A 19,420-nucleotide genomic window follows, 5' to 3' on the forward strand; every position below is an offset into this window, starting at 1 on the left:
ATAAATAATATATATATATGGCTAAAATAATCACATTAGTAGAATTAGACAAAAATATCATTGCAGAAAAAATTAATGCTTTTGAAGCAGAATATAATTTTAAACTTCATTTCGACCTTAAAGAATTAATATTAGATTACAATGTTTGTAAACCCATTAAAACATTCTATAAAAATAATAAGGTTCAGTTTAATTTAAATTATTTTTTTGGAATCTCCGATGACAAATTTCAAAGTTTATCTGAAAACTATTACACCTATACTAATAGGATGCCTGATGAGCTATTTCCAATTGGAAGCGTAGATGGAGGAGATTTACTATGTATGCATAAGAAAACAGGAGAAATATATTATTGGTTTCATGAGCAGGACGATTGGGGGCTCGAAGGCATAGATCATTGGCCAATTAAAGTTGCTAATCATTTAGAGGAGTATATAAATGATTTGATTTTACCTGAACTTCCTACTCAACAAGAAATTGAGATAGCAAAAAAGAACAGCAAAGTAAAAATTACCCCTATATCAGTTAAAATTAAAAATGAGCAAAGAGAAAAACAAGGATTACCACCCTTGTCTTTTGAAGAGTGGGATGCATTGTTAAATGGATAAATAATTATTAACATAGACCACGTATGTTATATCAGGATTACAGAAATAAAAATATGATGAGACTGTCTTACTTTTGAGACAGTTTTTTTTAAAGCATTTCCTCCTTACCAAAAGTTTATAATTTTGATATTGAAGGCAATGAGAATTATTATGTAACTGAGGATGGGATTTTGGTACATAATGGGTATAAACCAAAAGCTACTGTAAGAGAAGTTGACGAGTTAACTCACGATTTAGAAATTAGTATAAGTAAGTCCGATTATCCTGAAACTGCAGCACATATAGAGGATGCAATAAAGAATGGTCACCCTGATTTAATAACGATTGACAGAACAATGGCTGATGCAAACAGAGCCGCATCATTAGATGGAATTCCAACAAAACCAGGGTTTGACAGAGATGAATGGCCAATGGCTATGTTTACTGAGGGAGGTAATGGTGCAAGTGTAAGATACATAAATCCCTCTGACAACAGAGGTGCAGGAAGTGCTATTGGAAATGGCCTAAGAAAATATCCCGATGGAACAATAGTTAAAATAATAATTACAGATTAATATGGAAAATACTTTTGAAAAGATTAGACAAACATTTGAAAATAAAAAACCTTTTATTTACATATTTCAACATTTTGAAAAAACAGATTTAAATGACCCAGAAACATTAAAAAATCTGATGATGGCGGCTTACAGCTATTATTTCTTAGAGGATTTAAATTCGATGAATGAAATTTTTGCTATTTCATCACAACTTGAATTTGATGGAGATTACAATAAATGGACATGGGTTGAAGGCATAATTGTCTTAAAGTTATTTATTGATAATTTTAAAAATGAAGAATTAAAACAAAAAATTTTAGATACATTAGACTATGGCAATGATGAATCCATCAATAAAATTAAAAATAAAGCTTTTCAAAGAAGGCTTTTGGGACAGTTGTTAAATAAAAATAAAGTTGAAGAAGCAGAAAATAAGAATGATGAAAATTTAATTGTAGCATCCATTATACCATACTTAAAAGAACTATTTTTTATTAGATCTTTCAAGGAATTAGTGAAATCTGAAAATGACAATTTAGAAAGTGAAATTTCTGAAAACATTCTGAAAGTTAAAAAGTTTTTAAAAAACTATTAATATTTTTTTTAAGTAAAAGAGGTTTTGTCATAATGATGAAACCTCTTTTTTTTTACTATTAATTATAGTATTATTTATTGTTAATGAGCATTGAAACCTTGCCTCATTACGAAAAAGTTTATAATTTTGATATTGAAGGCAATGAGAATTATTATGTGACTGAGGATGGAATCTTGGTGCATAATGGGTATGTTTTCAATAATGACGGAAGTTTAAAAACAATTAATCAGTCATTAGATGGAAGTGTACATCCAGTAACAGGTGTTCCATTTAAAACTCCGAAGTGATTGTAGATGGTCAAAAAGTTAATGGGGTATTTCCAGTTTTTGATTCTAAATTTACCACAACACTTCCGGATAACCTTTTGGTAGCAAGTGATCCAAGCCAATTTAAACATTGTACCAAAAAATTAGCAGACGAAATTACTAAAAACCCTGCTATGGCAAGCAAATTTACAGATCAGCAATTGGCTGATATTATGAATCATAAGCCTCGCCCTGATGGTCTTACTTGGCACCATAATGAGAAAACTGGAGTCATGGAATTAGTTGATAGAAAAATACACGGAGATACTGGCCATACAGGTGGGAATAGTATCTGGGGTGAGGGGAAAAGATAAAATAAAATTTAAGATTTATGAAATGGTTATATAAAAAAGAATTAAAAGATTTCAATTCAATAAAGAATGTAGAAGATGTTTTTGGTATTAAATTTCCATCAGATTATAAAAATATTGTCTTAGAAAACAATGCAGCCACACCATCTCCCAATACGATCGATACATCAAGACAAACTGGAAAAGCTTTTGGTGAACTTTTGAATTTTAATTTGGATTCAAGCGAAAATATCATCTCTTTATATCAAGAATTAAAGAATAAAATCCCTGAAGAGGTATTCCCAATTACGATGGATCCCGGAGGAAATTTTTTATGCTATGATTTTAGAGAAGATAAAGCTAACCCAAAAGTTGTAAGATGGGATCATGAACAAAAATTTGTTGTTGAAGATAAAGAATTGATTATTGAAGATCATGAGCAAGAATCAGATTATTATTACTTAGATTTTGTTGCTGATAGTTTTACAGAGACACTTACAAACTTATACGGTGAAGAAGTAGAAGAATCTAATAGTTGGGATAAGTTTCAGGATGAAGAGAAACTTAAAGAATTTTCTGGTGAAGATTTAATCCAGGTAAACAGAATTAGAGCTTTGCAGGGTTTGCCTCCGATTGAAAAATAAAGCAAACTATCCTACAAAGTGTGTATGTTAAAAAATTTAGGGCTTGGATTTATAATCTGAGCCTTATTCAATATACATAAATTGATTAAGAAGAGTTCCCTAGTTTGGGACTAGCCAATATTGAAGACCTGTTTGAAGAGACTTTGTCCTCACCTTTAATGAAGAAACAAAGCAGCAGGAATACAAGCCTATTCTTCAAAAGCATGAACGGTTTACTTTACAGATGCTTGCGATAGAATTGCCAACAGGAGAATTTGTACGGGTAACTCCTGAACATCGTTTCTACTGTAATGATGAGTGGATTGAAGCCAGAGATTTACAACCAGGAGACTTATTGCATCTAAAAGGACGACATTACACCACCATTATCAGCATTGAAACCTTGCCTCATTACGAAAAAGTTTATAATTTTGATATTGAAGGTAATGAGAATTATTATGTGACTGAGGATGGGATCTTGGTGCATAGTGGGTATCAAAAAGAAAGATTACTAAAACCAATGGAGAATGGGTTGAAGGAACCTCAGCTAATGGACTGTGGAACAAACCTGAAGTAAATGCAATAACTAATAATGAGCCTATACCGTTTAAGAAAAATAAGTGTTTTATAAAATCTCTAAATTTACTGTTCACTTACAACGCAAAATTCATTACTTATTATATTTATCTTTCCCTAAAACTCATTAATCATCACATAGAAATGTGCCGAATATAAGCTTTCAACCCCTCCGGAGATATTTGTAAGATTAACTGTAATACTGGAAGTAGAGGTCATCCTGGGATTTGATATGGAAAAAGAAGGATTACCTGCAAAATCTCCTGCCGGAGAAACTACCAGTACAGCTCTTGTGGATCCGGGCTGCATATTTGCCGGAACCGGAATTTCCATTGTAGCAGATTTTCCCGAAGGCAGGTTATTTACAGAGACCGACGGCCAAACTTCAAAGGTAATCTGGTTTTTCTGTACACTCCCCTTTTCACCCAATTTGTATGCCCCATTTACATCCAGTTTAGCAGAAATATTGGGGATTCCTGTGCCTATACCAACATTAGCATTATTATTTCCGATAACAATGGCATTAGATTGGGAAGTTACCGCTCCATATCCCACTGCTGTAGAAAACTGCCCCAAAGCATTCGCTCCCGATCCTATTGCCGTAGAATTCTGATTATTGGTCACCGCACTATACCCTACAGCCGTTTCACTGTTAGAACTTGTTTTTGCATTATACCCTATTGCAGTAGACTGAAACCCTGATGCTGTTGAATTTTTCCCTACTGCTGTTGCATCATTTGTTGTGGTTTTAGCGTTGTATCCTGCTGCGAAAGATTGAAAACCTGATGCTTCCGCATTATTTCCTATTGCTGTAGCTTCATTCACAGTTACTTTGGCATTGAACCCCACTGCTGTTGACTGATAACCGGAAATTTTAGAATTGGCTCCCAAGGCTACCGATTCATTGGCCGTAACAGAAGTGTTTGTTCCGATGGCAATTCCCTGGTAAGCGCTGCTTGAATTCCCCAGGGCAATACCATTCTGATCTGCATTGGCTGCCTTTCCAAAACTTATTGAGTTATTGACACCCAATCTTCCAACTGCAGTAGAATTTACTTTAAAAATAAGGTCATCCGAAGTATTGGTTCCTAAAGAAAGATTTGTATTGGCGCCACCTGAATTACCGCTGTTTGTAGCCGAGCTGTTCCATGCCGAAATTGGAGTAGCACCCCCTCCGTTCATTCCGGTTCCAGTACTGGTGGAGAGCATATTCCATCGGGATTTATTCCAATAATAAAAACCCGCTTCCGTTAACCCGCCATTTCCATTATTCCAGACCACCAATCCTTCAGCCGGCTTTTGAATGGTTACCTGATCTATATTGGATGCTAAAGACACACTTGGAAAAAGGACTCCTTTGTTTTTTGAACTGATATGCAGTATAGAAGAAGAATCAGGTTCAGGCAAACCAATCCCCACCTGTGCGGTAACAAAATGAGTAATCAGTAAGAAAAGGAAAAAAAGTTGAGGTTTGGATTTAATTTGCATAGCCTGATGATAATAATTTATTTTTTGAGGTTGCAAATATACGAATTTACAATAAAATAGCCGTATTTTTTATCAAATCAATAAATAAACACATGATAGTGATTAAATCAACCTTTAATCACTTATATTTGAAACATTATCAGACATTAAAGAAACTTAAAAACTCAATACCAGTGCAGTATTAAAAGGCTTTCACAATCTATAATATTTAAAAATAAATTACATTATATATAAAAAATATCACGTAAAAATGAATAAAATAAAATCTATTTCTGTCTGACGAAACAGTTTTCAATATGATCGTTCACCATTCCGGTGGCCTGCATATGAGCATAAACAACTGTAGATCCCATAAATTTAAAGCCTCTTTTCTTAAGATCTTTAGACAAAGCATCAGAAATATCTGTTACAGCCGGTACATCATCTAAAGTTTTGGGACTGTTGTCCAGCGGCTTTCCTCCAACAAAACCCCAGATGTATTCTGAAAAACTTCCAAACTCTTTCTGAACTTCCTGAAATTTCTGTGCATTGGTTACCGTAGCTTTTATCTTAAGCCGGTTTCTTATAATGCCGGGATCATTCATAAGCTCTTCTATTTTATCTTCCGTATAAACCGCAATTTTTTTATAATTAAAATCATCAAAAGCTTTTCTGAAATTCTCCCTTTTAGCAAGAATAGTATACCAGCTCAGTCCTGCCTGAAAGCTTTCAAGGATCAGGAATTCAAAAATGGTTTCGTCATTATAAACAGGTCTTCCCCATTCTTCATCATGATATTTTCGGTACAGGTCGTCTTTTTCACACCAGCCGCAACGTATTCTTTCCATAACAGTAATTTTTATACTATGCTAAAGGTAATACTGATTTGGAAAAGTATAACAAAAGATTAAGAAAAGTTTAACAGCAGTTCCGGATTTTAGGAATGGTTATTGTTTATTTACTGTTACACAACAATAAAATATTATATATTATGAACAATTCAGAATACAACAAAGCCGAAGATGCAGTAAATAATACAGAAAACTCTTTAAAGAATGCAGCAGACAATGCTAAATGGAAAATTGATGATCTGGCAGCCAGAGCAAAAGATTATATCAATGAAAAAAGGAATAATGATGAAGAGGCACAGCAGGAAGACTGGTTTGAAAGAGTAAAAAATAATGCTGCTGATGCATGGGATGACATCAAAGATAAAGCGAACGAAGCCTGGGAAAAAACTAAGGATGCTGCAGAAGATGCGAAAGCAGAATGGAATAAGAAAACCAATTAAAATTTCAGTCATATAAATATTTTCAATAAAATGGAGTCTTAAATCAATAAGGCTCCATTTTTATGATGTCACAAACACAAATTATTGCTACATTTGTATTTAAATAAACATTAAAAAATTATGTCATACGGTTTACTTAAAGGCAAAAAGGGAATTATTTTTGGAGCCCTTAATGAGCAATCAATCGCATGGAAAGTTGCAGAAAGATGTCATGAAGAAGGTGCTGAATTTATCTTATCAAACGCCCCTATTGCTTTGAGAATGGGAGAACTTAATGGTTTAGCGGAAAAAACAGGTTCTGAGGTGGTTGCTGCAGATGCTACTTCTATTGAAGATCTTGAAAAACTTTTCGATGCCGCTGTTGCAAAATTTGGAAAAATCGACTTTATTCTTCATTCCATCGGAATGTCTATCAACGTTAGGAAGGGAAAACATTATACAGAAATGAATTACGACTGGTTAGAAAAAGGTTGGGATATTTCAGCCGTTTCTTTCCATAAAGTAATGCGTGTGGCCTGGGAAAAAGACTGCATGAATGAGTGGGGAAGTATTTTGGCGCTTACTTATATTGCGGCTCAGAGAACATTCCCGGATTATAATGATATGTCTGATAACAAGGCTTACCTGGAAAGTATCGCAAGAACTTTCGGAAACTACTGGGGAGAAAGAAAAGTACGTGTCAACACAGTTTCCCAGTCTCCAACAATGACCACTGCAGGTAGCGGTGTGAAAGGTTTCGGAGGATTCCTTGGATATGCGGAAGATATGTCTCCGCTTGGAAATGCTACAGCCTTAGAATGTGCAGACTATTGTGTAACTCTTTTCTCTGACCTTACCAAGAAAGTAACCATGCAGAACCTTTTCCATGACGGTGGTTTCAGCAGCTCGGGAGTAACTCAGAAAGTGATCAGCAAATATGATGTTGAATAACAACATTAAAAATATACTGTAACAATAAACCGGCGGCCTCTACGAGGCCGCCGGTTCTATAAAATGTTAATATGAAGTTACAGGATAACAGTCTGTATAGAATGGGCCGGCGCAGATAATTTTGCAGCCATTCCCTCGATCCACAAATTCGTTTCAATATCGTTCGCAGAATCATTCATGATCACAGTAACCAGCTGACCGTTTTCATTCATGAAAGTGGTAGATGTAAGAGCGGCTCTGTTTGATGAACTCCCGATTCTTTGGGCATTAGGCTTAATGAATTTTGAGACGTGGCCTACATAATAATATTCATAGGTATAATGTACCTCTCCTGTCTTGGTATCTGCTATAATTGGGGCAAAACAGAAGTTTCCGACATGGTTTGGGCCTCCCGTTTCATCCAGCAATACATTCCAGTCTGTCCATAAAGCCGTTCCTTTATTGAAATCATTAAGCATATTTCTTCCGTAAAGTTCACCCAGGCTCACATCATAAACTCCGGACATGTTGAACTGTTCTTTACAACCTTCGGTAAAAGCGAGAAACTTATCCGGGAAAGCTTTCTGGGTTTCGGATAGATTGTCGAAAAGCTGGGTTTTATTATTCCAGGTTTCATACCAGTGATACCCAATTCCGCTGGCATATTTTGAGGTTTCAGGATCACTTAAAGTAGTAGTGGCTCTTTGATAGATCAAATCCCGGTTGTGATCCCAGATCATTACCTTTTTGTCTCTGTAGCCATTTTTCCAAAGTGTTGGTCCCAGATTGTTCTTAAGAAATTCACCTTCTTCTTCAGCTGAATAAATGCAGGATTCCCAGGTTTGTGTTGCCATAGGCTCATTCTGTATAGTCAGCCCCCAGATGTTGATCCCTCTTTTTTCGTATTCTTTAATAAATTTAATATAATAATCTGCCCAAGTCTGGTAGAATGCATTTTCCAGACGGCCTCCTTTCAGCATACTTTTATTAGATTTCATCCATGCTGGCGGGCTCCATGGGGAGAAGTAAAATGTAAAATCTTTACCTATCGCTTTCTGGGCTTCTTTGATCATCGGGATCTTATACTTTTCGTCATGGGCAATATTGAAAGTCTTCAAAGCTGTATCATTATCTTCTACATAAGTATAGGAATCGCTGGAAAAATCGCAGGAGTTCATATTGGTACGCACTACTGTGTAGCCCAATCCATTTTTCCCAAAGTAAGCTTCTATAATTTCTTTCTGCTTATCCTTCGGCATTTTATAAAAGGTTTCTGCAGACGCATCAGTGATGGCACCACCTATTCCGATCAGCTTCTGATATTTAAAATCCGGATCTACAAAGATACAGGCATCTGTTTCTTTAGGCTGTCCGAATTTCTCAAACTTAACCGATCCTTTATCCGCCATTTTTTCATTGGTCTTGGAATTGGTAAGAATAACCTTTGCTGTTTTCCCTGCGTTCTTTTTCCAATAGTTCTGTGCATTCGCATTCAGAAACACTCCTACTGTCAAACAGCTAACAATTAGTTTTTTCATAATCTTTTTCTTTCTGTTTTGGGCGTAACTGCCCTCTCTTCATTATTTATTTTGATAAACTCTTACATAGTCTATATAATATTTTTGCGGAAATATAGTGTCATCTATTCCTTCTTTTCCGCCCCAGAAACCGCCTACAGCCAGATTTAAAATAATAAAATAAGGCTGATCAAAAGGCCAGGCTTCATAGGTTTTTTCTTTATTTTCATAGGTAAAAAACTTCTTCCCGTCAATGTAGACATCAATTTTTTCCGGTGTCCAGTCTGCTTTATATACATGGAATTTTTCACTGACATCTTTCACTATCAAGGTATCCGTTTTCTGTGTTCCCTGAATATGATTATATTTCTTGGTGTGCACTGAAGCATGGATATACCCATGATTGAAACCTACATGTTCCATGATATCCAGTTCACCGTCTTCCGGCCATTTTTTCATATTCTCACTCATCATCCAGATGGCTGGCCAGGTTCCACGGCCTTTGGGAAGTTTTGCCCTTACTTCTACTGTTCCGTACTGAAAAGAGAATTTCCCTTTGGTCAAAAGCCTTGCAGAAGTATATCTATTCTTGTCCCAGTTTTCTTTTCTGGCTTCAATAACAAGATTTCCATCTTCCATTCTGGCATTTTCAGGTCTTTTCTCTGTATAAAACTGAGCTTCCTGATTTCCATATCCGTCGCCACCTACATCATAATTCCATTTTAAGGAATCGGGAAGTCCGGCTCCGTTAAATTCATCACTCCAGATCAGTTTTCTGTTAGAATCTGTTTTATTTGAAATACAACTTACAGCAGAAAAAGCTAATATTCCTGTTAAAAAATAGATGTTTATCTTGATTTTCATCCTAATTTTTTCTATACAATGTTGTGCAAAGTGGCTTCGTATCTCAATCTTCTTTAAAAATAAAATCTGGATTTACTTTGAAAGTATTTTCATCTTCATTAAAATTCATAAACCCTATTTTAGACAATTCCAACAGGATGTTTTTTAGCACTTTACTTTTCTCATTATTTGTCCAATAACAAGATTTAAACTTTGGAAAATTATCTTCCGGTATCATCCCTAATTGTAATGCTAATTGATGCATTGCAATATCAGCATCAGTCCATTCCTTCATTTCCTCTTTTAATGTTCTCATTGCTATTTATTTTACCCAGTTAATTCTTTTCGTCTGAACATCTTGAGAATTGGTTCCAATCATCACATCAAATTCACCGCTTTCCCAGTCGTAATTTAACTGATCGTCATAGAATTTCAGATCTTCAGTGGTCAGCTTAAAATCAACCTTTTTACTTTCGCCCTTTTTAATGAAAACTTTCTGAAAGCCTTTTAATTCTTTTACAGGTCTTACCACTTTTCCGAAAAGATCTCTGATATAAAGCTGCACCACTTCTTCACCGTCGTATTTTCCTGTATTGGTAATAGTAACGCTGATATTTAATGTTTGATTTCCTTTAAGATTTGCAGAATTTAAAACCATATCAGAATATTTAAAATCCGTATAGCTTAGGCCATAACCAAATGGAAATTTCGGATCATTATCCAGATCAATATAGGCTGAAACATAATTCCGGTCCGTATTGTTTTTTGCAGGCCTTCCTGTATTGTAATGGTTATAATAAACCGGGATCTGTCCTTCGGTTCTTGGGAAGCTCATTGGAAGCTTTCCTCCCGGATTCACTGCACCGAACAGAACATCAGCAATAGAATTTCCTGCTTCAGTACCCAGCCACCAATTGTATGTTATTGCAGGGATATGATCTGCTGCCCAGTTGAAGATCAAAGGTCTTCCCGCATTGATCATTAAAACAACAGGTTTCCCTGTTTTAGCTATTTCTTTCAATAAGTCTTCCTGTACGCCGGAAAAACCGATACTGCTTCTGCTTTTGGCTTCACCACTCATGGCATGACCTTCTCCTAACGTCATGATCACTACATCAGCTTTTTTTGCAGTTTCCACTGCTTCTGCAAACATGGATCTGTCCTGATCGTCTACATTACATCCTTTTGCATATAATAAAGTTGAATTCTTATCGAGTTGATTTTTAATTCCGTCAAACTGAGAAACAATTCTTTGGTTGTCATCTTTGAAGGCAATAGACCAGAATCCGTGATTGGCTACTGTTTCTTTCCCGAAAGGCCCGATTAGCGCAACGGTTTTCACGTTTTTAGAAAGCGGAAGAATATTTCCTTTATTTTTCAGTAGAACAATACTTTTTGAGCCAAATTCTCTTCCGAACTTCCTGTGTTCCTGATTGTCGGTCTGTTCTTTCTGTCTCTTTTCATTGCTGAACCTGTAAGGATCATCGAAAAGTCCCATTTCAAATTTCTTGGCTAAAATTCTCCCTGCTGCATCATCCACTAATTTCACATCTACTTTTCCTTCTTTAACCAGTTTCGGAAGTTCGGCCATATAAACACGGCTTTCCATATCCATATCACTTCCACTTGAAACTGCTTTTTCAGCGGCTTCGTTTGCGTCTTTGGCATAACCGTGAGGAATCATTTCTCCTATACTTCCCCAGTCTGATACTACAAAACCTTTATAATTCCATTTTCCTTTTAAAAGTTCTCTTTGAATATATTGATTGGCTGTAGCAGGAATTCCGTTGATATCGTTGAAAGAATTCATGAATGTGGCCACTCCCGCTTCTGCGGCGGCTTTAAACGGCGGCAGATAAGTTTCATTCAACTGTCGTAAGCTCATGTCTACGGAATTGTAATCTCTTCCTCCGACAGCTGCTCCATACGCCACAAAATGCTTGGCACAGGCCATTACCGCGTCAAGGCTCCCTAAACCTTTTCCCTGAAATCCTTTAATCCTTGCCAGACCAATCTGCGTTCCCAGATAGGTATCTTCACCGGAACCTTCCATTACCCTTCCCCATCTCGGATCTCTTGCTATATCTACCATAGGTGCAAAGGTCCAGTGTATCCCATAAGCCGAAGCTTCTGTAGCGGCAATTCTTTCTGACTTTTCAATCATTGCCAGGTCCCAGCTTGCTGCCTGCCCCAGGTTAACAGGAAAAGTCGTCCGGTAGCCATGGATCACATCCTGACCGAACAGTAAGGGTATTTTCAGCCTTGACTGCTGAGCCAGTTTCTGAAAAGCCCTGGTTTCCTCAGCACCGGCTACATTGAGCATGGAGCCTACTTTCCCTTTTTTTATTTCTTCTAAAACCGCGGCAGAATTAGACTGTTGAGGTCCTGTAGCATATTCAAATCCGCTGTACTGGACCATCTGTCCTACTTTTTCTTCGAGTGTCATTTTAGACAGCAGTTCTGCAACTTTCTGATCAACCGTTTTCTGTCCGTGAACATTCATTCCCAATGCTGCAACTGTAAGTAAGAAATAAGCTTTTTTCATGATATTAAATTAAAAAACATAAGTCGCTGCCGAGTATCCTGAAAGGGTAACCGGGGCGGTCTTTCCGTTATATTTGATATTAAAACTTTCATCTGTACTGTTTCCGTTCTGGATAATAAGTACCGTTTTTCCGGCAGGAGTTTTAAATGCTGCCGTAGACAGTATTTCTGTCTGTGTAGAGGCAATACGCCGGGAGCCTGCAGGAACAAATTTGGAAGCGTGCGCAATAATGTAATAGGAAACATTTCTGGTAAAGTGTTCACTATCGGAAACTGTTATTGCCCCTTTACATTCTGTACATCCGCCGTCTGTATGAGGTTTGTATTGCGGATCATTAGCTACATTCCATTCCAAAGCAATTCTGCTCCAGTTTCTCATGGAACCGATGATTACATTTTTCATGTGCCAGTTCAGGTCTTCAGTAAAAGTTCCCTTCGATCCGGTCCACTGCTCGGTAAAATACAAATTTTTATCGGGAAACGCGTTGTGCACCGTACTTAATGCTGAAATATCTCCTTCATACAAATGGAAAGCCGAACCGTCAATATATTGATACGCTTCGGGATCTTTCAGAATATCAAGGACATATTCAGGTTTGTTGCAGTTATGATCGTAAACAACAATTTTTGTTTTGATATGATTTGCTTTAAAAACAGGTCCCAAATGATCTTTGACAAAATCCTTCTGCTGCTCAGACGACATATACAGGCTCGGATTGTTTCCTGGATGGAGAGGTTCATTCTGAGGCGTAATGGAATCAATGGTAATGCCTTCTTTTTTCATTCCCTGGATATATTTTACAAAATATTCTGCATATACCTTAAAAAATTCGGGCTTTAAACTTCCTCCTTTGGATTTTCCGTTATCTTTCATCCAAACCGGAGGTGACCATGGAGCGGCAATGATTTTGATGTTGGGATTAATGGCCAGGATCTCTTTCAGCATTGCAATAAGATCTTTATCCTTTGCCAGGCTGAATTTTGAAAGTGTAGGATCTGTCTGGCCTTCCGGAAGATCGTCGTAAGAGAAAACTTCACCATCGAGATCGGAAGCTCCAATGCTTAACCGTAAATAGCTTATGGAAATCGAATTCTTATCTTTTCCAAAAAGTTCATTCAGAAGTGCCTTTCGTTTGGAAGATGAAAGCCTGTTGATCACCTCAACGCTTCCTCCTGTCAGGGTATATCCAAAACCGTCAACATATTGAAATTTCTGAGTATCATCAATTTCAATATTCTGCCAGTTGTTGGCATTTTTAACAAACTTAACAGGGTTCTGCTGCTGTAATTTTACACTTTCATTGCCTTTCGTCAGCCAGGACTGAACATCAATTTCTTTACCCTCATTTACCGATGCACATGATACAGGAAAAAGTACCACGCCGCAAAGCAGCGCAGTACCTTTAAAAAAGAAACTATATAAACTGTGAAACTTCATATTTTAGTAACCTGGGTTTTGTTTTAAAGCAGTATTCGGCAATTCATTGAACGGAATTGGAAGAATTTCATTTTTATTTGCTTTAAATCCTTTGACGGCAAGCTTAGAAGGAGCATCTCCCCATCTGACAAGGTCAAACCATCTGTGTCCTTCTCCTGCCAGTTCTCTTCTTCTTTCGTCTTTAATGGCCTGTAGAGAAACAGGAACTGAAGTTAACCCTACTCTTGCTCTTACGGCATCCAACAGAGCCTGTGCTCTGCCTCCGGCACCGCCCAAAGCTTCAGCTTCCATTAAATAAGTATCCGCCAGTCTTATGGCTATATAATTCTGCCTGAAATTCAGTTCTGCTGGTCCTGGAAGTGAGCTCTTCAAAGCATTTGTAGGTAAATATTTGTTTAGGAAATAGCCGGTATCTGCAAAAGCAGGTGCATAAGTGATTTTACCTTCTGTCACCAGTTTTTTCGCATCAAAAACCGTCACATCCAGTCTAGGATCCCCCTGCATAAAACTGACAAAATTCTCTGTTACTGTATTAAATGCCCAGCCCGAATAGAGATCTGGTGCATTATTATTCGGAACATTTTTTAATGAATAGGAACGGGGTCCTACCATTACATTGATAGAGTTACCTTCATCTTTTCCCTGTCCCCAGAATCCCCAGTCGGAGCTTCCCTTATTGGTATGCATTACTTCAAGAATGGATTCTGATAAAAATTTGTATCTATTGGGATCCGGATCAGTTTCCAGCCCCACTTTAAATAAATCTGCATAATTTGCCACGAGCTTGTAACCATACTGGCTGGTTCCTCCAGGCGTACCATTTACTTGAGCAAATTGTGCAGCCGCTTCAGGCATTTTTTTATCATAAAGATAGATTTTACCCAATATAGCTCTGGCTGTTCCCTGCGTAATTCGTCCTTTATCACCGATACTTGGCGTCATCATCAGATCCGGAATAGCAGCATTGATATCACTTTCTATCTGAGCATAGACATCGCTTGGCTTGGCCTGTGGTATATTCCAGTAATCATCATCAAATTTTATGGTGCTAAGAATTAACGGAACATTTCCAAACATTCTTAACAGCTCAAAATAATATAAAGAACGGAGAACTTTAGCTTCTGCAATATATCTTTTCTTAAGATCTTCACTCATGGTAGCTCCCGGAACTCTCTCTATTAAAAGGTTAGCACGTGCAATTCCCTGATAATAGTCTCTCCAGTAGCTGGCAGGCATTGTATTAGGATTGATCATATAATTATTGATTCCCTGGATACCTGCACCATCGTTAGAACTTCCCCCACCGGAATAAAAATCATCAGATCCTGCATTAAAGAAAGTAACAGTATTTTCGAATCCCGACGAGTATTTTCTTAAGCCATCATAAACGGAAATCAATGCACTAAAAGACTGCTGTTCATTCTGAAAATACAGATCGGTATTAAAAGATCCTGAATTCTGAACATCGTCCAGATAGGAATCACTACAGCCTATATTGGTAAAACTCAGACCTGTCAGAAACACAACGGCAAGTCCTTTATAAATAATATTCTTATTTTTCATTTTGTTCATTATTAAAATTGGATATTAGCACCTAACAAAAATGTTCTGGCTTGTGGATAGTAAGCTCTGTCCACTCCTATTATGTCCTGTTCAGAATTGTTTCTTCCTGCAATTTCCGGATCGTAGCCTGTATATTTTGTGAAAGTAAAGACGTTTTCTCCCGTTACGTACAGCCTTACTTTGTTCATTCCAAAACGGCTTGTAACATCCTGAGGAAGTGTGTAGCCTAACTGGATAATTTTCAAACGGACATAATCACCTTTTTGAAGATAGTAATTTGACATCCAGGAATAGTTATGGTTAGGATCATTACGGGTAACTCTTGGATTATCATTGGTAGATCCCTCTCCTGTCCATCGGTCTAAGATTCTTGTCTGATAATTGGCATCAGGAATATCCAACCTCCTTACGCCCTGGAAAATCCTGTTACCAGCCTGCCCCTGTGCAAACATCATAAAATCGAAATTTTTATAATTTAGATTCACGGTCAGTCCGAAAGTATATTTCGGGATAGAGCTGCCTAAATTTACTTTATCATTGTCATCAATTTTACCGTCACCGTTATTGTCCTGCCAGATAAAATCTCCCGGTTTTGCATCCGGTAATAATTTTACGCCGTTAGCGTTTACATAATTGTCGACTTGTGTCTGATTCTGGAAGACACCACTATACGTCTGTCCGTAAAATGATCCGTAAGGCTGTCCTACTGCTACCCTGGATACCGCTCCCATGGTCTGGAAAGAAGCAAGGTTGAAATAGTCCATATCGTCTTCCAATCGTAAAACTTTGTTTTTAATAGTAGCAAAGTTTCCGTTAACTGATATACCGAAGTCCTCCCAGTTCTTTTTATAGCCTAATTCAAGTTCAACACCTGTGTTTTCCATATCTCCTACATTTGACCAAGGTAAAACAGGAACTCCTATATAACCAGGAATATTGATTTGTCTGAGGATATCGGTAGTTTTCTTTTTATACCAGTCTGCTGTCAGGGTAAAATTGCTGAATAATTTTAAATCTGCAGCAATATTCAGCTGGCTTGTCTGTTCCCATTTCAGATTGGGATTTTCCAGGGTACTTTTCGCGTAACCAATGATGATATTATTACTGGAATTGGTATAATTACTTCCTGAAACCATGAAACTTGCAAATCTGAAGTTATCCATTTCATCATTTCCTAATACTCCGTACCCTCCTCTTAATTTTAAGTTATTAACCACTTTATTCTCCGGCCAGAAATTTTCTTTATGAATATTCCATCCTAAGGACATGGACGGAAAAGTTCCCCAATGCTGATTTGTGGCAAATTTTGAAGAACCATCTCTACGGATAGTTCCTGTGAACAAATATTTGTCTGCATAATCGTAAATGATTCTACCAAAATAAGATGCTTTACGGGTTTGAATTCCATCCCAACCTTTTGCTGTAATATCATCCTGCGGAATATCAAAGTTGAAAGAAGCGTCCTGCCAATTCTCAATAGGCAGATTAGTATAGGTTAAACTTGCCCCGCCAGCAATGTTATACCGGTAAACTCCCTGGCCCAACAATACACTTAAATTATGGTCGCCGAATTTGTTCTGATAGGTCAGGGTATTTTCCATGCTCCATTCGAATTTATTTTCGTCTACCTTATTCAGGTTATTAAAGCTGGTATTGTTATAATTCGGACTTAAATAATATTTTGGAGTAAAAGTACGGCTTCCCCAATAGGATTTCTTGCCATTCAAACTTGTTTTGAAAGTGAAGTGATCAAGAAACTTAAGCTCTGCAAAAACATTACCCACGAAATCGTCAGACCAGTTATAATTTCCCTGCTGTAAGTGACGGAAAGCCTGCGGATTGGTCATTTCATTGTTTACATATCTGGAAATTCCGTACGGACGACCTTCAGAATCACGTATGATATAAGGATTGGTATAACCACTTGGGTCTACCATAGACCAGTCTGTAACAACAACAGGAGTCGTAGGATCCAGGTTAACTGCTGAAGCCAATGGTCCTCCAAATTCTTCATTGGCACTTACCCCCTGAGATTTTATGTGGGTATAGGCAAAGGTTTGTCCTATGGTTAAATAATCTGTTACCTTGTGGGTCGAATTAAATCGGGCATTGATCCTTTTGTAATAAGAGATGTCACTCATTACAATACCCGTTTGATCAAAATATCCGAACGATGTATAGTAGGTTGACTTTTCATTACCACCGGTAATACTTACTTCATGTGAACTCTTTTCACCGGTTCCGAAGATAGTGTCCTGCCAGTTTGTTCCTTTTCCAAAAGATTCAGGATTCAAAAATCTTGGTGCCTGTCCATCATTAACAAAACCTTCGTTGATGATTTTTGCATATTGTGTTGCATCCAGAAGATCCAGCTTTTTTGAGGCATTTGAGAAACCATAAAACCCATTATAAGAAAGACTCAGTTTTCCCTTTTTCCCCTTTTTTGTTGTAACAAGAATTACCCCTTTTGCTGCAGAAACTCCATAGATAGCAGATGATGCTCCATCCTTCAATACTTCCATACTTTCTATATCAGACTGGTTCAGCCATCCAATGTTATCTACTACAATACCATCTACAACCCATAAAGGACTATTGCTACCTGCACCAAAACTGGTAATTCCACGTACCCGTACAGTAGCAGCAGCACCGGGCTGCCCGGAATTCGTCACTACGGAAACACCTGCAGCTCTTCCCTGCAAGACCTGTTCGGGCTTACCTGCCGGAATGTTTTCTATATCGCTTGCTTTAATACTTGCAATAGCTCCGGTCACATTACTTTTTTTCTGTGTACCGTAACCAATCACGATGACCTCCTCTATTTTATTCTCTTTCGGAACAGTGTCTTGTACGCTGGTCTGTGCACTGAAATTAGCTGTAAAATACAGTACAGCAACTACCCCCAGGCTTCTTGATACTCTTAGATTCATATACAGTTAGTTTTTAATTCTCAAATTGAGACAATAAAAATATATTTTTTTTTAAATAATTAACATTGTATTCATAATTATTTTAATTTTTCGTTTATTTTTGGGACTTGAAGGCCCTATATCTTCTTAAGAAATCGTAAAAAAATCATAAAAAAACAATAAAAAAAGTCCCCAAAATGACAGCCAAGCTTTCCAAGATCTCCCTTCCCCTAAAACTAACCTTCCTTATTTTCTCAATGGTCTTGAACTGCATGGGTATTGTGATCCTTCAGCTTTCAGAAGCAAAAATCACTTATGAAAAATTAGGTTTCTTAGAATCATTCAAAGACATTCCCATTGCGCTTATTTCACTTTTTGCAGTGAATGTTATAAGCAGAACGGGTACTAAAAAAGCATTAATATCAGCCTTAGTCATTGTTGGAATCTGCTCTTGCTTTCTTCCCTTTATAGAAGATTTCTGGTTTTACAAAGTATGGTTTGCCATTATCGGAACCTGTTTTGCGGTTGGAAAGATTTGTGTATTCGGAATCATACGGAACAATATTTCAGATGAAAAGTCTCTTGCCAAAATGATGAACAGTGTAGAAGCCTCATTCATGGTCGGTATTTTTATCGTGAATACAGGCTTCGGATGGCTTATTTCCAGCCGTTATTCCGAATACTGGAAATTTGGGTTCCTATCAATAGCCGTACTTTGCGGAGTAACTATATTTCTGTTTTCAAAGCTGAATATTTCAGAACCAAAAAAAACGGAACGTAAAAGTCTTATTGCTGAACTTTCAGTATTCGCAAAGCCCGCAACAATAATGTTCCTTGCTGTAGTTTTTTTTATCGTTTTTGTAGAACAGGGATTTAATTCCTGGCTGCCTTCCTTTTATAAAAATCATCTGAATGTCAATTCATTTTTTGCCTTACAGGCCACTTCTTTCCTAGCTCTTTTTTCTTATGCAGGCAGAACGGCAACAGCTAATATTATTCAGAGATTTTCACTGTCAAAATATTACATTTTGTGCATTTCTTTAATTATTGCTGTACTGTTAATTATTTTGGGAATCCAGTATTTTGATTCTGTGAATTCCGGCATTATCCTGTTCTTATTTCCGGTGATCGGGCTTTTCCTTTCACCGCTCTACCCTGTCATCAATTCAAAAATGATTGCACAGATTGATAAAGAAAAGATCAACCTGTTTACATCCCTGATTGTGATTTTCTCATCGCTTGGCAGCTCTGTCAGTTCAATTATTATGGCTGTCCTGTTCGGAAAACAGCTGTTAAACTATTACCCGCTCTACATATTACTTGCTGTTTCTGTGCTTTTTACAGTGAGTTTAATATATTTTAGGCTTGCAGGAAAGAAATTATAGAAAATAATTTTATTTTTACTC

Annotated in this window: 19 protein-coding genes; 10 read left to right on the forward strand and 9 right to left on the reverse strand. The window is 37.1% G+C overall.

All coding sequences use genetic code 11. The features are described 5' to 3' along the window. Positions 1 to 17: 17 nt before the first annotated feature. From J4Q03_RS18990 to J4Q03_RS19020, 7 genes are all read left to right on the forward strand, one after another. Positions 18 to 608 carry an SMI1/KNR4 family protein gene (locus tag J4Q03_RS18990; protein WP_426049686.1) on the forward strand — a complete coding sequence of 197 codons (591 nt, stop codon included), beginning with the start codon at positions 18 to 20 and terminating at the stop codon, positions 606 to 608. 95 nt (positions 609 to 703) lie between these two features. Further along, positions 704 to 1,162, forward strand: a complete 459-nt coding sequence (locus J4Q03_RS18995; RefSeq protein ID WP_426049713.1) for a NucA/NucB deoxyribonuclease domain-containing protein — start codon at positions 704 to 706, stop codon at positions 1,160 to 1,162. A 1-nt stretch (position 1,163) separates the two neighbouring features. Then, entirely contained in the window at positions 1,164 to 1,739 is a 576-nt protein-coding gene (locus J4Q03_RS19000) for a DUF6707 family protein (protein ID WP_426049687.1), read from the forward strand. An 83-nt stretch (positions 1,740 to 1,822) separates the two neighbouring features. Beyond that, positions 1,823 to 2,026 carry a hypothetical protein gene (locus J4Q03_RS19005; RefSeq protein ID WP_426049688.1) on the forward strand — a complete coding sequence of 68 codons (204 nt, stop codon included), beginning with the start codon at positions 1,823 to 1,825 and terminating at the stop codon, positions 2,024 to 2,026. After that, positions 2,023 to 2,358, forward strand: a complete 336-nt coding sequence (locus J4Q03_RS19010; protein WP_426049689.1) for an HNH endonuclease — start codon at positions 2,023 to 2,025, stop codon at positions 2,356 to 2,358. The genes J4Q03_RS19005 and J4Q03_RS19010 overlap by 4 nt, the downstream gene beginning before the upstream one ends. A gap of 17 nt (positions 2,359 to 2,375) precedes the next feature. Further along, entirely contained in the window at positions 2,376 to 2,978 is a 603-nt protein-coding gene (locus tag J4Q03_RS19015; RefSeq protein WP_426049690.1) for an SMI1/KNR4 family protein, read from the forward strand. 190 nt (positions 2,979 to 3,168) lie between these two features. Then, positions 3,169 to 3,534 (forward strand): Hint domain-containing protein, encoded by a 366-nt coding sequence (locus J4Q03_RS19020; RefSeq protein ID WP_426049714.1) that lies wholly within the window; start codon positions 3,169 to 3,171, stop codon positions 3,532 to 3,534. A 116-nt stretch (positions 3,535 to 3,650) separates the two neighbouring features. Here J4Q03_RS19020 and J4Q03_RS19025 read toward each other — a convergent pair whose 3' ends face one another. Both J4Q03_RS19025 and J4Q03_RS19030 read right to left on the reverse strand, forming a co-directional pair. Then, complete coding sequence (locus J4Q03_RS19025; RefSeq protein ID WP_426049691.1) at positions 3,651 to 5,021, reverse strand: hypothetical protein; 1,371 nt, start codon at positions 5,019 to 5,021, stop codon at positions 3,651 to 3,653. 266 nt (positions 5,022 to 5,287) lie between these two features. Next, the gene (locus J4Q03_RS19030) at positions 5,288 to 5,848 is read right to left on the reverse strand and encodes a DNA-3-methyladenine glycosylase I (RefSeq protein WP_426049692.1); all 561 of its coding nucleotides are present in this window, start codon (positions 5,846 to 5,848) and stop codon (positions 5,288 to 5,290) included. Positions 5,849 to 5,991: 143 nt separating this feature from the next. Here J4Q03_RS19030 and J4Q03_RS19035 point away from each other — a divergent pair, with 143 nt between their 5' ends. Continuing rightward, a complete protein-coding gene (locus J4Q03_RS19035; protein WP_426049693.1) occupies positions 5,992 to 6,291 on the forward strand; it encodes a hypothetical protein in 300 nt (99 codons plus the stop codon). A gap of 120 nt (positions 6,292 to 6,411) precedes the next feature. Further along, a complete protein-coding gene (locus J4Q03_RS19040) occupies positions 6,412 to 7,221 on the forward strand; it encodes an enoyl-ACP reductase FabI (RefSeq protein WP_426049694.1) in 810 nt (269 codons plus the stop codon). Positions 7,222 to 7,298: 77 nt separating this feature from the next. Here the strand turns inward: J4Q03_RS19040 and J4Q03_RS19045 are convergent, their stop codons facing one another. From J4Q03_RS19045 to J4Q03_RS19075, 7 genes are read right to left on the reverse strand one after another with little or no spacing between them, the layout of a single operon-like run. Next, positions 7,299 to 8,738, reverse strand: a complete 1,440-nt coding sequence (locus J4Q03_RS19045; RefSeq protein WP_426049695.1) for a glycoside hydrolase family 30 protein — start codon at positions 8,736 to 8,738, stop codon at positions 7,299 to 7,301. 42 nt (positions 8,739 to 8,780) lie between these two features. Continuing rightward, positions 8,781 to 9,581 carry a glycoside hydrolase family 16 protein gene (locus tag J4Q03_RS19050; protein WP_426049696.1) on the reverse strand — a complete coding sequence of 267 codons (801 nt, stop codon included), beginning with the start codon at positions 9,579 to 9,581 and terminating at the stop codon, positions 8,781 to 8,783. Positions 9,582 to 9,624: 43 nt separating this feature from the next. Then, positions 9,625 to 9,876 carry a hypothetical protein gene (locus tag J4Q03_RS19055; RefSeq protein ID WP_426049697.1) on the reverse strand — a complete coding sequence of 84 codons (252 nt, stop codon included), beginning with the start codon at positions 9,874 to 9,876 and terminating at the stop codon, positions 9,625 to 9,627. Positions 9,877 to 9,882: 6 nt separating this feature from the next. Beyond that, complete coding sequence (bglX, locus tag J4Q03_RS19060) at positions 9,883 to 12,105, reverse strand: beta-glucosidase BglX (protein WP_426049698.1); 2,223 nt, start codon at positions 12,103 to 12,105, stop codon at positions 9,883 to 9,885. Positions 12,106 to 12,114: 9 nt separating this feature from the next. Beyond that, entirely contained in the window at positions 12,115 to 13,542 is a 1,428-nt protein-coding gene (locus J4Q03_RS19065) for a glycoside hydrolase family 30 protein (protein WP_426049699.1), read from the reverse strand. A 3-nt stretch (positions 13,543 to 13,545) separates the two neighbouring features. Further along, positions 13,546 to 15,105: a RagB/SusD family nutrient uptake outer membrane protein gene (locus J4Q03_RS19070; RefSeq protein ID WP_426049700.1), complete on the reverse strand. Its 1,560-nt coding sequence runs from the start codon at positions 15,103 to 15,105 to the stop codon at positions 13,546 to 13,548. Positions 15,106 to 15,116: 11 nt separating this feature from the next. Then, a complete protein-coding gene (locus J4Q03_RS19075) occupies positions 15,117 to 18,035 on the reverse strand; it encodes a SusC/RagA family TonB-linked outer membrane protein (RefSeq protein WP_426049701.1) in 2,919 nt (972 codons plus the stop codon). A gap of 176 nt (positions 18,036 to 18,211) precedes the next feature. Here J4Q03_RS19075 and J4Q03_RS19080 point away from each other — a divergent pair, with 176 nt between their 5' ends. Next, on the forward strand, positions 18,212 to 19,399 hold the full coding sequence (locus tag J4Q03_RS19080) for an MFS transporter (RefSeq protein WP_426049702.1): 1,188 nt from the start codon (positions 18,212 to 18,214) through the stop codon (positions 19,397 to 19,399). The last annotated feature ends 21 nt before the right edge of the window (positions 19,400 to 19,420 follow it).

Origin of the sequence: Chryseobacterium sp. NFX27 (genome assembly GCF_049887855.1) — a bacterium.
Taxonomy (GTDB): domain Bacteria; phylum Bacteroidota; class Bacteroidia; order Flavobacteriales; family Weeksellaceae; genus Chryseobacterium.

Coding starts and splice junctions, on each gene's coding strand:
- J4Q03_RS18990 (WP_426049686.1), top strand. CDS start 18: ATGGCTAAAATAATCACATTAGTAGAATTAGACAAAAATATCATTGCA.
- J4Q03_RS19000 (WP_426049687.1), top strand. CDS start 1,164: ATGGAAAATACTTTTGAAAAGATTAGACAAACATTTGAAAATAAAAAA.
- J4Q03_RS19005 (WP_426049688.1), top strand. CDS start 1,823: ATGAGCATTGAAACCTTGCCTCATTACGAAAAAGTTTATAATTTTGAT.
- J4Q03_RS19015 (WP_426049690.1), top strand. CDS start 2,376: ATGAAATGGTTATATAAAAAAGAATTAAAAGATTTCAATTCAATAAAG.
- J4Q03_RS19025 (WP_426049691.1), bottom strand. CDS start 5,021: ATGCAAATTAAATCCAAACCTCAACTTTTTTTCCTTTTCTTACTGATT.
- J4Q03_RS19030 (WP_426049692.1), bottom strand. CDS start 5,848: ATGGAAAGAATACGTTGCGGCTGGTGTGAAAAAGACGACCTGTACCGA.
- J4Q03_RS19035 (WP_426049693.1), top strand. CDS start 5,992: ATGAACAATTCAGAATACAACAAAGCCGAAGATGCAGTAAATAATACA.
- J4Q03_RS19040 (WP_426049694.1), top strand. CDS start 6,412: ATGTCATACGGTTTACTTAAAGGCAAAAAGGGAATTATTTTTGGAGCC.
- J4Q03_RS19045 (WP_426049695.1), bottom strand. CDS start 8,738: ATGAAAAAACTAATTGTTAGCTGTTTGACAGTAGGAGTGTTTCTGAAT.
- J4Q03_RS19050 (WP_426049696.1), bottom strand. CDS start 9,581: ATGAAAATCAAGATAAACATCTATTTTTTAACAGGAATATTAGCTTTT.
- J4Q03_RS19055 (WP_426049697.1), bottom strand. CDS start 9,876: ATGAGAACATTAAAAGAGGAAATGAAGGAATGGACTGATGCTGATATT.
- bglX (WP_426049698.1), bottom strand. CDS start 12,105: ATGAAAAAAGCTTATTTCTTACTTACAGTTGCAGCATTGGGAATGAAT.
- J4Q03_RS19065 (WP_426049699.1), bottom strand. CDS start 13,542: ATGAAGTTTCACAGTTTATATAGTTTCTTTTTTAAAGGTACTGCGCTG.
- J4Q03_RS19070 (WP_426049700.1), bottom strand. CDS start 15,105: ATGAAAAATAAGAATATTATTTATAAAGGACTTGCCGTTGTGTTTCTG.
- J4Q03_RS19075 (WP_426049701.1), bottom strand. CDS start 18,035: ATGAATCTAAGAGTATCAAGAAGCCTGGGGGTAGTTGCTGTACTGTAT.
- J4Q03_RS19080 (WP_426049702.1), top strand. CDS start 18,212: ATGACAGCCAAGCTTTCCAAGATCTCCCTTCCCCTAAAACTAACCTTC.